Here is a 14,537-nt window from a genome sequence, read left to right as displayed (position 1 = left end):
TGGGCTTCAGCCGATGAAGGGTTGCTGTGCGCAACGATAAGGCGCGGCAACTGAGCGGTCTGGATGAGACGCTGACCGCCCAGCCCGGTCATCTGCTGGTCGGCGTGCTGCGGATTCCGGAAGATCACGCCAGTCCGATCCGCGTGATCTCGCGCCGAGTGGCCATCGCCCTCGTTGTGTTGTTCGGTGCCGCCGTCATCGTCTACCTGGATCGCGGTGGCTACCGCGATGTGCGGGGTCAACCACTGACGTTCCTGGACAGCTTGTATTACGCCGCGGTGTCGCTGTCGACTACCGGGTACGGCGATATCACCGCGTTGTCGGAATCTTCGCGGTTGATCAACATCGTGGTGATGACGCCGCTGCGGATCACCTTCCTGGCGGTGCTGGTCGGCACGACGCTCGAGGTTCTTTCGGAGCGTTCGCGACAGGCGTGGAAGATCCAGCGTTGGAGGAGCAGAGTGCGCAACCACACCGTGGTCATCGGCTACGGCACCAAGGGTAAAACGGCGATCGCCGCGGTGGTCGGTGACGAGGCCGCCGGGGGCGAAATTGTCGTTGTCGACACCGACCGCGCGGCTCTCGACCGGGCGGCGACCGCCGGGCTGGTCACCGTGCACGGCGACGCCACCAAAGCCGACGTTTTGCGGCTGGCCGGTGCACAGCACGCGTCCTCGATCATCGTCGCCGCCAATCGCGACGACACCGCGGTGCTGGTCACCTTGACGGCACGTGAGCTGTCGCCCAAGGCGAAGATCGTCGCGTCGATCCGGGAGGCTGAAAACCAGCACCTGCTGCAGCAATCGGGCGCGGATTCGGTGGTGGTCTCTTCTGAAACGGCGGGACGCCTGCTCGGCCTTGCCACTACCACGCCGAGCGTCGTGGAGATGATCGAGGATCTGCTCACTCCCGACGCCGGGCTGGCCATCGTCGAACGCGAGGTGGAGCAGACCGAGATCGGCGGTTCCCCAAGGCATCTGCGAGACGTCGTGCTCGGCGTGGTGCGCGACGGGCGGCTGTTGCGCGTCGGCGCACCCGAGGTGGACGCGATCGAAGCCAGTGACCGGTTGCTGTATATCCGGGACGCGGGCCACTAGCCGTGGCGCAGCCGGGCGCGGCGGGTCGCCACCAGGATGTCTAGCGTGGACTTTCAGCTGCACAATGTTCCGGTGCTGTCGCGCGTCGGCGCCGACCGGGCCGATCAATTGCGCACCGACATCGAGGCGGCCGCTGCCGGATGGGTGAATGCCGCGCTGCTGCGGGTGGATTCGCGCAATCAGGTGTTGGCAGCCAATGGCCGGGTGGTGCTCGGCGAGGCGGCCTCCCTGGGCGCCAAACCGCCCCCCGAAGCGGTGTTTCTGGGCCGCATCGAAGGCGGCCGCCACGTCTGGGCCATTCGGGGCGCTCTGCAGGCGCCTGAGGATCCCGAGGTCCGGGCCGACGTCGTCAATATCCGCAGTCTCGGCCCGATTTTCGACGACACCAGCAGCCAACTCGTCTCGTCAGCCACCGCGTTGCTGAATTGGCATGAGAGCAGCCGCTTCAGCGCGCTGGACGGTTCGCCGACCAAACCCGCACGGGGCGGCTGGTCGCGGGTCAACCCAGTCACCGGCCACGAGGAGTTCCCGCGCATCGACCCGGCGGTGATCTGTCTGGTCCATGACGGCCGGGACCGTGCGGTGCTGGCTCGTCAAACAGCGTGGCCGGAGCGGATGTTCTCACTGCTGGCCGGGTTCGTCGAGGCGGGCGAATCGTTCGAAGTCTGCGTGGTCCGGGAGATCCGCGAGGAGATCGGCCTGACCGTTCGTGATGTGCGCTACCTGGGTAGCCAGCCGTGGCCGTTCCCGCGCTCGTTGATGGTCGGCTTTCATGCGCTTGGTGATCCGGGCGAGGGGTTCTCGTTCAATGACGGCGAGATCGCCGAGGCGGCGTGGTTCACCCGCGACGAGGTGCGCGCGGCGCTGCAGGCCGGCGATTGGAGCAGCGCAGGCGACTCGAAACTGCTTCTGCCCGGCTCGATTTCGATCGCTCGCGTGATCATCGAATCCTGGGCTGCGCTCGCCTGACGCAACGGATCAGCCGTTGACTTCGGTCAGCTTCGCCTTGATCTCCCCCGCGCTCGGGTTGGTCAGCGTCGAGCCGTCGGCGAATTTCACCGTCGGAACCGTCCTGTTGCCGCCGTTGACCGAGCCTACGAACTCGGCGGCCGTGGGGTCCTGTTCGATGTCCACCTCGTCGTAAGCAATTCCGTTCGCCTTCAGCGCCGTCTTGAGCCGATGACAATAGCCACACCACGAGGTGCTGTAAACGGTAAGCCCAGCGTTGGTCATGGTTGGTAAACGTAGCGTGGCGATGCGGCATTCCGGACGCCGACCCGGCGTGGCGAAACACCCGGTTTGTCGGTCACCGCTGCCAAGATGGAAGCCAAGATGGACACCATGCCGACGCTCACAGATGCGTTGACCGCCGGGCTAGACGACGAGCAGTGCGAAGCCGTGCTGGCCCCGCGCGGGCCAGTCTGTGTGCTCGCGGGCGCGGGCACGGGCAAGACCCGAACCATCACGCACCGCATCGGCCAGCTCGTCGCGAGTGGTCACGTCGCCGCCGGACAAGTCCTGGCGGTGACATTCACCCAGCGTGCGGCGGGGGAGATGCGCTCGCGGCTGCGCGCGCTCGACGTCGGCGGGATACAGGCCCTGACCTTTCATGCGGCCGCGCATCGACAGCTGCGGTATTTCTGGCCGCGAGTGATCGGGGACACCGGTTGGCAGCTGCTGGACACCAAATTCGCCATCGTCGCGCGGGCGGCAAATCGCTGCAGGCTCAACACCAGCACCGACGACGTGCGCGACCTCGCAGGCGAGATCGAATGGGCCAAAGCGTCGCTGATCGGCCCGGAGGAGTACCCGAGCGCCGTCGCCGCCGCCGGCCGGGACACCCCGTTGGACGCCGCCAATATCGCGGCCGTCTACTCCGCCTACGAGGCCCTCAAGGTCCGCGACGAAGCCGTCACCCTGCTCGACTTTGACGACCTGCTGCTGCACACAGCGGCCGCGATCGAAAACGACGCCGCCGTCGCCGAGGAGTTCCGGGACCGCTATCGCTGCTTCGTCGTCGACGAGTACCAGGACGTCACGCCGCTGCAGCAGCGGGTGCTTTCTGCCTGGCTGGGCAGTCGGGACGACCTCACCGTCGTCGGCGACGCCAATCAGACCATCTACTCGTTCACGGGGGCCTCGCCCCGCTTCCTGCTCGACTTCTCGCGGCGCTTCCCCGACGCCACGGTGGTGCGCTTAGAGCGCGACTATCGGTCCACACCGCAGGTGGTGTCGCTGGCCAACCGGGTGATCGCCGCGGCGCGGGGCCGGGTCGCAGGCAGCAAGCTGCAATTGTCCGGCCAGCGCGAGCCGGGGCCGGTTCCGTCGTTCCACGAGCATCCCGACGAGCCGGCCGAGGCCGCTGCGGTCGCCCATTCGATTGCCCGGCTCATCGAAAACGGCACTCCCGCTTCCGAAATCGCGGTGCTCTATCGGGTCAATGCGCAATCCGAGGTCTATGAAGAGGCGCTGACCGAGGCGGGCATCGCCTATCAGGTCCGCGGCGGCGAGGGGTTTTTCAACCGTCAGGAGATCAAGCAGGCGCTGCTGGCCCTGCGGCGCAGCGCGGAGCGCGCTTCCGAAAATGGCTCGGCGGACCCATTGCCCGACGTGGTGCGCGCGGTCCTGGAACCGTTGGGGCTGACCGCGGAGCCGCCGACCGGCACCCGCGCGCGCGACCGTTGGGAAGCGCTGAGCGCGTTGGCCGAACTGGTCGACGACGAAGTGGCGCGGCAGCCTGGCTTGGAGTTGTCCGGCCTGGTCGCCGAACTGCGCGTGCGAGCCGACGCGCGGCACCCGCCGGTGGTTCAAGGCGTCACGCTGGCCTCGCTGCACGCGGCCAAGGGGCTCGAGTGGGACGCGGTGTTCCTGGTCGGATTAGCCGACGGCACCTTGCCCATTTCGCACGCGTTGGCGCACGGCCCCGACAGTGAACCCGTCGAGGAAGAGCGCCGACTCCTTTATGTCGGAATCACCAGAGCCCGAGTGCATTTGGCGCTCAGCTGGGCGCTCGCGCGGGCCGCGGGCGGGCGGCAGAGCCGCAAGCCGTCGCGGTTCCTCAACGGCATCGCCCCGCAGACCCGCGTCGAGGCGGCGCCGAGCAAATCCCGACGCAACCGGGGCCCAGCCCGTTGCCGGGTCTGCAATAAAGATCTGTCCACCCCGGCGGCCGTCATGCTGCGGCGGTGTGAAACCTGCGCGGGCGACGTCGACGAGGAGTTGCTGCTCGCGCTCAAGGACTGGCGGCTCGACACCGCAAAGGAAAACGACGTGCCGGCCTACATCGTCTTTTCGGACAACACTTTGATCGCGATCGCCGAGTTGCGACCCGCCGACGACGCTGCCCTGATCGCCATTCCGGGTATCGGCGCCCGCAAACTTGAGCAGTACGGATCCGACGTCCTGCGGCTGGTACGCCAATCTGGTTGAGCGGTGAACCCGCAGGTCAGAAAATCGTTTGTCAGCGACAGGTGTTAGCGTTTACCCTCGAAATCGCGTTCTTGCTGGCCGGTGCGTGAAAGGAGGTGGCCCCTAGTGATCACTCGCAAGCTCAACCGCGGCGTGTTCGGTGTACGCGTGGCCGCCACCCGCGCCGCCCACGCCCACGCCGCCGTACCGGCGGCCGCCGCGCAGGCCCATGCCGCCGTACCGGCGGCCGCGGCCAAGCACCGCACCGCCGCCGCGACTGACGCGTCCGTGAATCGGGGCCATACGTAACTAACTAGCCCGATACTCCCCAGCTGGCCACGGACCCGAAGTCACCCGGATCCGTGGCCAAACATTTTGGGTCGACCACCGCCCAACCTGGTCCGGATCACTGCACAGGGACAGCCACCAGACCAGGAAGCAGGTGAACAGGACATGTCGGCACCGACAGTCCCCAGACGCACACGGCCAGTTCTGCCGTGTCACGACAGCGATCCCGACCTATGGTTCGCCGACGCCCCGGCCGACCTGGAACGCGCCAAGACCCTCTGCGCGGACTGTCCCGTCCGGCGTCAGTGCCTGGCAGCTGCGCTGGAGCGGGCCGAGCCGTGGGGTGTGTGGGGCGGCGAGATCTTCGAGCGAGGCTCGATCGTGGGGTTCAAGCGCCCCCGCGGACGCCCACGCAAAGGATTGGCGGCCTAGAAACTAGCTAGGCGAAGGTCCCCGAAGGTCTCCGCACCGAAGTGCGCCCCGCCCTTCGGCGAGCGTTAGACGACGACCGGGTCGGGTTCGGCGAAGCCAGGGATCATCTCCTCCGACAACGCCTTGATCGGCACATGCGCATCCAGCTGGCACAGGATCGCGGCCACCGACGCGATCACCCGCATCGGAATCGCAAGCTTGGGCGGCAGGTCCATTTGCCGCGCCGTCTTGATCTGCGCCACCGAGCGATCGATCTGACTCACCGTCATCCGCTGCAGCCATTTGCGGGTGTAGTGGAATACCTCTACCTCGATGGGTTCGACGTACTGGCGCAGCATTTCGTCGATTTCGCGAACCGACACCTGCTGGCCGGCCTGGATGAACCCGGCCTTCTCCATGGTCGGCAACAGCAGGTCGTAGTTCTTGTCGCGGGCCAGCCGGATCGTCATGCCGAGCTCGACGGGGTAGCCGCCGGGCAAAGGCGCTACGGCACCGAAGTCGATGACGCCCATCCGTCCGTCCGCCAGCAGCATGAAGTTTCCGGGGTGGGCGTCGCCGTGGAGCATCTCCAATCGGCGTGGCGCGTCGAAGGTCAGCTCGAGCAGCAGCGTGCCCACCAGGTCGCGCTCTTCGGTCGTGCCGTTGCGGATGATCTCGGCCATATGCACACCGTCGATCCACTCTTGGATCACCACTTTCGGAGCGCTGGCCACGATGTGCGGAACCAGGAAGTGGGGGTGACCCTCATACGCCTTGGCGAAAGCGCGCTGGTTCTCGGCCTCCAGCCGGTAGTCGAGTTCCATCTCGGTGCGCTGGATCAGTTCGTCGACGATGCCCTGCACGTCGGCGCCCGGCGAAAGCTGCTTGAACACCGAGACCATTCGCTGCATGGTCTTGAGGTCGGCACGCAACGCCTCGTCTGCGCCCGGGTATTGGATTTTGACGGCGACCTCGCGCCCGTCGGACCACACCGCCTTGTGTACCTGGCCGATGCTGGCCGAGGCTACCGGCGTGTCGTCGAACGACGTGAACCTCGTGCGCCATTTGGTGCCCAGTTGCGCGTCGAGAACCTTGTGCACTTTGGCGGCGGGCAGCGGCGGGGCGTCCTTCTGCAGCTTGGTCAGCGCTTCGCGGTAGGGCTCGCCGAACTGCTCGGGGATGGCGGCTTCCATCACCGATAAGGCCTGCCCGACCTTCATCGCCCCGCCCTTGAGCTCGCCCAGCACGGTGAACAATTGATGGGCGGCCTTCTCCATCAGTTCGGCGTTGACCTCGTCTTTGGACTTGCCGGTGAGTCTTTTGCCGAACCCGAGCGCGGCCCGGCCGGCAAAACCGACCGGGATACTCGCCAGCTTGGCGTTACGTGCCGCGCGGCCACGTTTGATTTCTGACACACACCCATCATCCACGACAGTCAGCCCGTCATGCCGCCGATCGTGGCAAACGCCGCGCATGCCACCACCTGGCTCCGCCCCTCGACGCAGCGTCGACGACGATATGTTGTCCTTCTGCAGGACGCATTCCTGCGACCCGTCTAAACCACGTCCCGAAGGGTGGTATCGAATAACCATGGCCGCCAAGCAGACCCAGCACGATGCCGCCGACGCCTTGTTCAGAGCGATCATCGAAACGCTGGACAAGCACCGCAATGAGCGCACGTTGACCGAGGGGGTGCTGGCAGAACTTGCCGGGGCCTACGCGTCGATCTCGACGAACGTCCCCGACCAGGGGCGTATGGGTTAGCACGAGCACAACGAGCACAACGGGTGCCTCGTCCACTGCCGCGCGACGATGGAGCCGGCGTTGACGTCGAACTCCAAAGTGGCGTTCAGCGCCGCCGGTGCATCGGGTGCGCTGTCGTGGCCGCGCACCGCGGCGATCACACGGTTCACCTGGCTAAGCGCCAGCGCCGCGGTCGCCAGCAGCGTGGCCCGATCGGCCACCCCGACCGTGTCGCGCAGCTGGGCGGCGATGGCCGGCCAGGCGGGGTCGCGATCGCTACGGTGCAGGTCGGCGCACGCCAAACAGCTGGTCACGTGGGGAATCACCAGCGGCCCCACCAGCCCGGTGCCGTCGCGCACCCGCACCGGAAGGTGCGCGACACCCTGGGTGTGCAGATCGCGCACGATGCGCGGGTCGGCCACCAGATAGTCCGCGAATACCACCAGGTCCACGGCATCGGGCGTCACCGCCGCATGCGGTTGGCTGCTCTGCGCAATCCGTGCGCCGGAGCGGTGCAGCGCCTCGAGCAGCAGGTCTGACAGCGGCCCACTACCGTGCACCCGGATCGACGCCGCGCGAGCGCGCGACGACGGCTGATCGCCGCGAGTCGCGACTCCCGCGCCTACCAGCTGCCCGACCAGGTTCGCCAGGCCGGCAGCAGCGACAGACCCGCGGTCGCCGGCGAGGCGCTGCAACTCGGCGAGCGGTGTCGGGGAGCGCATGGACCGCAGTAACGCAGCCAGCTGCGCGGCCGTCAGGCCGCCTGGCGGACGGACCAGCACTGCACGGCGGGGATCCCAGCCGACCTGCACCGACCCGTCTGGGCGCAGCAACACCGGCATCGCCGGGTCCAAGGCGTACATGGTGGACGGGGCCGGTGGCATGACGAGCAACTGTGCCATGCCCGGCGCCCTCGCCCCAGTCAGTTCTCCACAGGACCCGGGTTCTCGCCGTCCTGCTCGAGCCGCGCTTCCAAATTCGCAATCGCCTCGTCGATACCGCTGGTGTCGCCGCCGATGATTCGGTCGATGAAACGCGCCGGCTCGTCGAGGTCATCCGCGGCGGGCAGCAGGTCGGGGTGTTGCCAGACGGCGTCGCGGGCGTCCGCCCCGGCGGCCTCGGTCAGGCGCTCCCAGAGTGCCGCGGCCTCCCGCAGCTTGCGAGGCCGCAGCTCCAGGCCGACCAACGTAGCGAAGGTCTGTTCGGCGGGACCGCCGCTGGCCCGGCGCCGTCGCAGCGTCTCGCTGAGCGCCGCCGCACCCGGGATTCGGTCGCCAAGCGCCGCGGTCACCACCACCTGTACCCAGCCCTCGATCAGCGCGAGCAGTGTCTCGAGGCGTTCCAGCGCCTGCGTCTGCGCCGGCGTGGCCTTGGGCTCGAACACTCCCTGACCGAGCAGCTGCTCGATAGCCGCGGGATCCGACAGGGATGCCGGGTTGAAGTCGCGCGCCAGCTCCTCGATGCCGGTCATGTCGATCTTCATCCCCATGGCGTATGCCTCGACGGCGCCCAAAAGTTGGCTGGCCAGCCACGGTACGTGGCTGAACAGCCGGTGATGCGCCGCCTCGCGTGCGGCGAGGAACGTCATAATCTCGCTGCGCGGCTGCTCGAGTCCCGCCGCGAAAGCTTCGACCGCCTCCGGCAGTATCGCGGCCACTCCCTTGGGGCCCAACGGCAGGCCGATGTCGGTCGACGTCAGCACCTCGCGGGACAACCTGCCCAACGCCTGGCCCAGCTGCGAGCCGAATGCCATGCCGCCCATCTGCGACATCATCGACAGCAGCGGTCCGGCCATGCTTTTGGCTTCGTCGGGCAATGCCGCCGCCCATACCGTCGAGATCTGTTGGGCCATCGGATCGCACAGCCGCTTCCAGGTCTCCAGGGTGTTGTCGACCCAGTCGCCCGGACTCCAGCCCACCGCTTTGGCAGTGCCGGCGGGCAGCGCAGTGGCGCCGTCCAGCCAGGTCTCGGCGAGGTGCACCGCGTCGGCGATCGCAGAGTTCGTGGTGGCAGGGATGGGTGCCACGAAGCCGATGGAGCTCGACGCCACGCTGCGCGCCAGTTCGTAATTGACCGGGCCCGACTCCTTGCCCCCGGCCATCGTCGTGCCCGCGCTGCTGAACATCTGACCCAGCTGGGTAAAGATCTGGCCCAAGTCGCCCATGCCGAAGTCGCCACTCAGGCCGAACGCGGCAAACGGATCGGACGCACCCGAACCGGATTCGGGACCGTCCTTGCCGGGCTTGTCGCGCCCGGGTTCGTCGTCCCCGGGGTCGCGTCCGGAGGAGAAACCGAAAGGCACGTCAGGCATGACTCAACGGTACTCACCGGCGAAAGGAACGCGCGATTCCCCATCACGCTTGTAGCTGAATGCCCGTCTAGTGTAATCGGCGTGAACAGGCGGATTCTGACCTTGCTGGTCGCCCTGGTGCCCATCTTGGTCTTCGGCGTGTTGCTGGCCGTGGTGACGGTGCCATTCGTTTCGCTGGGACCTGGCCCCACATTCGACACCCTCGGTGAAGTCGACGGAAAGCAGGTCGTCGACATCGAGGGCACCCAAACCCACCCGACTTCAGGGCACCTCAACATGACGACGGTGTCCCAGCGCGACGACCTGACTCTGGGTGAAGCGCTGACGCTGTGGCTCTCCGGTGAAGAGCAGCTGGTGCCCCGCGATCTCGTGTACCCGCCGGGCAAATCCCGCGAGGACGTCGATAAGGCCAACAACGCCGATTTCAAGAATTCCGAGGACAGCGCCGAGTACGCGGCCCTGGGCTACCTCAACTACAAGGCCGCTGTCACCGTCGCGACCGTCAGCGACCCGGGCCCATCGGCCGGAAAGCTCAAGGCCGGCGACGCCATCGACATGGTCAACGGCACTCCCGTGACCAACGTCGAGCAGTTCACGTCATTGCTGAAGAACACCAAGCCCGGTCAGGTGGTGACAATCGACTATCGCCGCAAGAATGAACCGGCCGGCGTCGCGGAGATCACGCTCGGCACCAATAAGGACCGTGACTACGGGTTCCTGGGTGTCGCGGTGCTCGATGCGCCATGGGCTCCGTTCGTGGTGGACTTCAACCTGGCCAATGTGGGCGGCCCCTCGGCTGGCCTGATGTTCAGCCTGGCGGTCGTCGACAAACTCACCACCGGCGAACTGGCAGGCTCGACGTTCATTGCCGGCACCGGGACCATCTCCGTCGACGGCAAGGTGGGCCCCATCGGCGGCATTACCCACAAGATGGTTGCGGCCCGCGCCGCGGGCGCGACAGTGTTTCTGGTGCCGGCGAAGAACTGCTATGAGGCGAGTGCCGACAACCGAACCGGCCTGCGGCTGATCAAGGTGGAGACTCTCACTTCAGCGGTGGACGCGCTGCACGCGTTGCAGTCGGGGGCGCCGACCCCGAGCTGCTAGCTCGACGACTGCGTACAGTTGTGACGTCAGCCAAACTGAGCAGGGAGCGTAGCTAGTGGGGATGCGGCCCACCGCACGGATGCCGAAACTGACTCGGCGTAGCCGGATTCTGATCATGATCGCCCTCGGTGTGATCGCTCTGCTGCTCACCGGTCCACGCCTGATCGACAGCTATGTCGACTGGTTGTGGTTCGGTGAACTGGGCTATCGCTCCGTGTTCACCACCGTGCTGGTCACCCGCATCGTGGTGTTCCTGGCGGCCGGTGTGCTGGTCGGCGGCATCGTGTTCGCCGGCCTGGCCGTGGCGTACCGGACCCGTCCGGTCTTCGTCCCCAACCACGACAACGATCCGGTGGCGCGGTACCGCGCGCTGGTGCTGTCGCGACTGCGGCTGGTGGGCATCGGCATCCCGGCGGCGATCGGTCTGCTGGCCGGGATCATCGCGCAGAGCTACTGGGTTCGGGTCCAGCTGTTCCTGCACGGCGGCTCCTTCGGGGTCCGCGATCCGCAATTCGGGTTGGACCTCGGCTTCTACGCGTTCGAGCTGCCGTTCTACCGCCTGGTCCTCAGCTACCTGTTCATCGCGGTTTTCTTGGCCCTCATCTCAAATCTGCTGGCGCACTACATCTTCGGCGGGATTCGCTTGTCCGGGCGGACCGGCGCGCTTAGCCGCTCGACGCGGATCCAGCTGGTCACCCTGGTGGGTCTGTTGGTGCTGTTGAAGGCCCTCGCCTATTGGCTGGATCGGTATGAGTTGCTGTCGCACACGCGCGGCGGCAAGCCGTTCACCGGCGCGGGCTACACCGATATCAACGCCGTGCTGCCGGCCAAGCTGATTTTGATGACGATCGCGCTGATCTGTGCGGTGGCCGTCTTCTCCGCGATCACGTTGCGGGACTTGCGGATTCCCGCTATCGGCCTGGTTTTGCTGCTGTTGTCGTCAATGATCATCGGGGCGGGTTGGCCGCTGATCGTTGAGCAGCTGATCGTGAAACCCGATGCCGCGCGCAAGGAAAGCGAGTACATCTCGCGAAGTATCGCCGCGACCCGGCAAGCGTATGGACTGACCGACGACCTGGTGAGCTATCGCAACTACAGCGGCGATGCCCCCGCCACCGCCCAGCAGGTCGCCGGCGACCGCGCCACCACGTCGAACATCCGACTGCTCGACCCAACGATCGTCAGCCCGGCGTTCACCCAATTTCAGCGGGGCAAGAACTTCTACTACTTCCCCGAGCAACTGTCCATAGACCGCTACCTCGACCGTGAAGGAAGCCTGCGGGACTATGTCGTCGCGGCACGCGAACTCAACCCGGACCGGTTGATCGACAACCAACGCGACTGGATCAACCGGCACACTGTTTACACCCACGGGAACGGATTCATCGCGTCTCCGGCCAACACGGTGCGCGGCATCGCCAACGACCCGAATCAGAATGGCGGCTACCCCCAGTTCCTAGTCAACGTCGTGGGGGCGAACGGCACCGTGGTATCCGACGGCCCGGCACCCCTGGACCAGCCGCGGGTCTATTTCGGACCAGTGCTCTCGAACACCTCGGCCGACTATGCGATCGTCGGAAAGAACGGGGATGACCGCGAGTACGACTACGAGACCAACACCGACACCAAGCGATACACCTACACCGGCAGCGGTGGGGTCCCGATCGGCAGCTGGATATCCCGTAGCGTGTTCGCCGCCAAGTTCGCCGAGCGAAATTTCTTGTTTTCCAGTGTGATTGGCTCGAACAGCAAGATTTTGTTCAACCGCGATCCGGCGCAGCGGGTGGAGGCGGTGGCGCCGTGGCTGACCACCGACAGCGCGGTGTATCCCGCGATCGTCAACAAGCGACTGGTGTGGATCCTGGACGGCTACACCACGCTGGACAACTACCCGTACTCCGAACTCACCTCCTTGTCCTCGGCGACCGCGGATTCCACTGAGGTCGCCTTCAACCGACTGGCGCCCGACAAGCAGGTCTCCTACATCCGCAACTCCGTGAAGGCCACGGTGGACGCGTACGACGGCACCGTCACGCTATATCAGCAGGACGAACAGGACCCGGTGCTAAAGGCCTGGATGCAGGTTTTCCCCGGGACCGTCCGCCCCAAGAGTGAGATCAGCCCCGAGCTTGCCGAGCACCTGCGCTATCCCGAAGACCTGTTCAAGGTGCAGCGCATGCTGCTGGCCAAGTATCACGTGAACGACCCCGTGACGTTCTTCAACACGTCGGACTTTTGGGACGTGCCGTTGGACCCGAATCCGACCGCCAGCAGCTATCAGCCGCCCTATTACATCGTCGCGAAAAACATTCTGAAGAACGATAATTCGGCGTCATACCAGCTGACCAGCGCGATGAACAGGTTCAAACAGGACTTCCTGGCCGCCTACATCAGTGCCAGTTGCGACCCCGCGACGTACGGTAAGATCACCGTGCTGACCATTCCCGGCAACGTCAACGGTCCAAAGTTGGCCAATAACGCCATCACCACCGACCCCGCGGTGTCCCAGGACCTTGGGGTCATCGGGCGCGACAACCAAAACCGGATCAAGTGGGGCAACTTGCTGACGCTGCCGTTGGCGCAGGGCGGTTTGCTGTACGTTGAACCGGTCTATGCCTCCCCGGGCGCCAGTGACGCCGCGTCGTCGTACCCGCGTCTGATCCGGGTCGCGATGATGTACAAGGACAAGATCGGATACGGGCCTACCGTCAGTGACGCGCTGACGGGACTGTTCGGGGCCGGTGCCGGTGCGACGGCCGCCGGGATCGCACCCGCCGACGTCGGGACACCGCCCGTACCGCTGGCCAACCCCCCGCCCGCCAATGGCCCCGGGCCGTCGCCGCCCACGGCGGTCCCGCCTGCTCCCGAAGCGGGGGTGACCTTGTCGCCAGCCAAAGCCGCTGCGCTGCAGGATATTCAGGCGGCGATCAGTGCTGCGCGGGATGCGCAGAAGAAGGGTGACTTCGGAGCGTACGGGGCTGCGCTGCAGCGGCTCGACGACGCCATCACCAAGTTCAACAACACCAAGTAGCTTCCCGCCTTTCTGGTCGCGAGCGTGCGTGTCTGTACGGCGGCACGCCGCAAACATCGGCATTCTGTGCACGCTCGTCGGGAGGTCTTGTGGCGGGGGCTGCGACCAGACCCGGGATGCTACCGCGGCTCCGCCGCGTTCGATGCCCGCAAGGTCTGGTTGAGCATCGCTTTGCACACCCCGCCCGAGATACCTGAATTCCTCGAGGCCGAAATCGCCTTGCCCACAGCGGGTATCGGTCGTCACGGCCTGACCGCCGAAACTCTTGGCGCAGTAATTGCTGCCCACCCGCGGGCGAATTTCAACACGACATCCTGGCGCACTTTGCCGATGGCATGAAGCACCGTCCCCGCAGCACCTTCGGCGCCGTGAACGCGGACGTGTTGCAGCATTACTATTCGGCCTTCGTCCGCGACGACTGTATCGACATCATCCTCAACAGCAGCTGGCCCGAATGGAGTCCATCACGACAGCGCGGTCTGCCAGCCGCCGTAATGCCAACGGGGTCAATATATTTGCGCCTCGACGGCTTGGATGAAGGTCTGCAGCGCGCTCGTGGACCTGATCGAGTTACCGCCGCAGGGTGAGCGCTGGAATCTGGTCGGGAAAACCCGGAATCTGCATCTGCACTCGACAGCATTCTCGATACCCGCACGAAGCCGGCAACGTGATCGCCGAGGCATGCATGCTTTGGGCGCGCTCGTTGCAGTCTCCGGCATACCGCGGGGTCTGTTCAACGCGACACGATCACTACTCGGATCTAAGGCTCAATGGACTGGATGGACGACTTCAGGTAGTGGTGTCGCTCACGCCGTGCGCCCACACTCGTGGCGACCGTCGAGGCGTTGAACCCGCGATTTGGTGTGGTTCCCCGGCGTTAGGTAACCTTGCGTTTACCGACGCGGGGTGGAGCAGCTCGGTAGCTCGCTGGGCTCATAACCCAGAGGTCGCAGGTTCGAATCCTGTCCCCGCTACCATTGTCGTGTCTCGAGACATCGTTGACAGGTGTCCCGAGACATGGTTTACACCTTTGGCCGGTTTTGTGGGGAGCTTCCGCATTTGACGCCGCGGGGTTTGGTAGTCGCGGGTGGGGTCGAAGACGAGTTTGCGGATGAGGTGGCCGGTGTCGCGGTGCAGGGCGCGG

The 14,537-nt window shown here is 65.8% G+C and carries 12 protein-coding genes and 1 tRNA gene; 9 read left to right on the top strand and 4 right to left on the bottom strand.

Annotated features, from left to right (window positions below; genetic code table 11):
- Nucleotides 1-26: 26 nt before the first annotated feature.
- Nucleotides 27-1,097 carry a potassium channel family protein gene (locus tag JO236_RS08915; protein ID WP_293327536.1) on the top strand — a complete coding sequence of 357 codons (1,071 nt, stop codon included), beginning with the start codon at nucleotides 27-29 and terminating at the stop codon, nucleotides 1,095-1,097.
- 36 nt (nucleotides 1,098-1,133) lie between these two features.
- On the top strand, nucleotides 1,134-2,066 hold the full coding sequence (gene nudC / locus JO236_RS08910) for an NAD(+) diphosphatase (protein WP_293327534.1): 933 nt from the start codon (nucleotides 1,134-1,136) through the stop codon (nucleotides 2,064-2,066).
- A gap of 9 nt (nucleotides 2,067-2,075) precedes the next feature.
- On the opposite strand, the gene mrx1 is transcribed toward nudC, so the two are convergent.
- Complete coding sequence (mrx1, locus tag JO236_RS08905; protein WP_293327531.1) at nucleotides 2,076-2,330, bottom strand: mycoredoxin Mrx1; 255 nt, start codon at nucleotides 2,328-2,330, stop codon at nucleotides 2,076-2,078.
- 108 nt (nucleotides 2,331-2,438) lie between these two features.
- Here mrx1 and JO236_RS08900 point away from each other — a divergent pair, with 108 nt between their 5' ends.
- From JO236_RS08900 to JO236_RS08890, 3 genes are all read left to right on the top strand, one after another.
- Nucleotides 2,439-4,526: an ATP-dependent DNA helicase UvrD2 gene (locus JO236_RS08900; RefSeq protein ID WP_293327603.1), complete on the top strand. Its 2,088-nt coding sequence runs from the start codon at nucleotides 2,439-2,441 to the stop codon at nucleotides 4,524-4,526.
- A gap of 105 nt (nucleotides 4,527-4,631) precedes the next feature.
- Nucleotides 4,632-4,814, top strand: a complete 183-nt coding sequence (locus tag JO236_RS08895; protein ID WP_293327529.1) for a hypothetical protein — start codon at nucleotides 4,632-4,634, stop codon at nucleotides 4,812-4,814.
- 144 nt (nucleotides 4,815-4,958) lie between these two features.
- The gene (locus JO236_RS08890; RefSeq protein ID WP_293327527.1) at nucleotides 4,959-5,225 is read left to right on the top strand and encodes a WhiB family transcriptional regulator; all 267 of its coding nucleotides are present in this window, start codon (nucleotides 4,959-4,961) and stop codon (nucleotides 5,223-5,225) included.
- Nucleotides 5,226-5,290: 65 nt separating this feature from the next.
- On the opposite strand, the gene JO236_RS08885 is transcribed toward JO236_RS08890, so the two are convergent.
- Nucleotides 5,291-6,634: an ABC1 kinase family protein gene (locus JO236_RS08885; protein WP_293327525.1), complete on the bottom strand. Its 1,344-nt coding sequence runs from the start codon at nucleotides 6,632-6,634 to the stop codon at nucleotides 5,291-5,293.
- A 160-nt stretch (nucleotides 6,635-6,794) separates the two neighbouring features.
- On the opposite strand from JO236_RS08885, the gene JO236_RS08880 reads away from it, so the two are divergent.
- Complete coding sequence (locus JO236_RS08880; protein WP_293327522.1) at nucleotides 6,795-6,968, top strand: hypothetical protein; 174 nt, start codon at nucleotides 6,795-6,797, stop codon at nucleotides 6,966-6,968.
- On the opposite strand, the gene JO236_RS08875 is transcribed toward JO236_RS08880, so the two are convergent.
- Nucleotides 6,965-7,849, bottom strand: coding sequence for a cyclodehydratase (locus JO236_RS08875; RefSeq protein WP_416362196.1), 885 nt, complete (start codon nucleotides 7,847-7,849; stop codon nucleotides 6,965-6,967). The two genes, JO236_RS08880 and JO236_RS08875, sit on opposite strands and share 4 nt — an antisense overlap.
- A 20-nt stretch (nucleotides 7,850-7,869) precedes the next feature.
- Nucleotides 7,870-9,258, bottom strand: a complete 1,389-nt coding sequence (locus JO236_RS08870) for a zinc-dependent metalloprotease (RefSeq protein ID WP_293327519.1) — start codon at nucleotides 9,256-9,258, stop codon at nucleotides 7,870-7,872.
- An 81-nt stretch (nucleotides 9,259-9,339) separates the two neighbouring features.
- Here JO236_RS08870 and JO236_RS08865 point away from each other — a divergent pair, with 81 nt between their 5' ends.
- From JO236_RS08865 to JO236_RS08855, 3 genes are all read left to right on the top strand, one after another.
- Entirely contained in the window at nucleotides 9,340-10,362 is a 1,023-nt protein-coding gene (locus JO236_RS08865; RefSeq protein WP_293327516.1) for a PDZ domain-containing protein, read from the top strand.
- A 55-nt stretch (nucleotides 10,363-10,417) separates the two neighbouring features.
- Nucleotides 10,418-13,393 (top strand): UPF0182 family protein, encoded by a 2,976-nt coding sequence (locus JO236_RS08860; RefSeq protein WP_293327512.1) that lies wholly within the window; start codon nucleotides 10,418-10,420, stop codon nucleotides 13,391-13,393.
- A gap of 900 nt (nucleotides 13,394-14,293) precedes the next feature.
- Nucleotides 14,294-14,370, top strand: a tRNA-Met gene (locus tag JO236_RS08855).
- Nucleotides 14,371-14,537 lie beyond the last annotated feature (167 nt).

The organism is Mycobacterium sp., from assembly GCF_019247635.1.
In the GTDB taxonomy this organism is placed as follows: Bacteria; Actinomycetota; Actinomycetes; order Mycobacteriales; family Mycobacteriaceae; genus Mycobacterium.
This window is presented reverse-complemented; position numbering and strand designations above follow the sequence as displayed.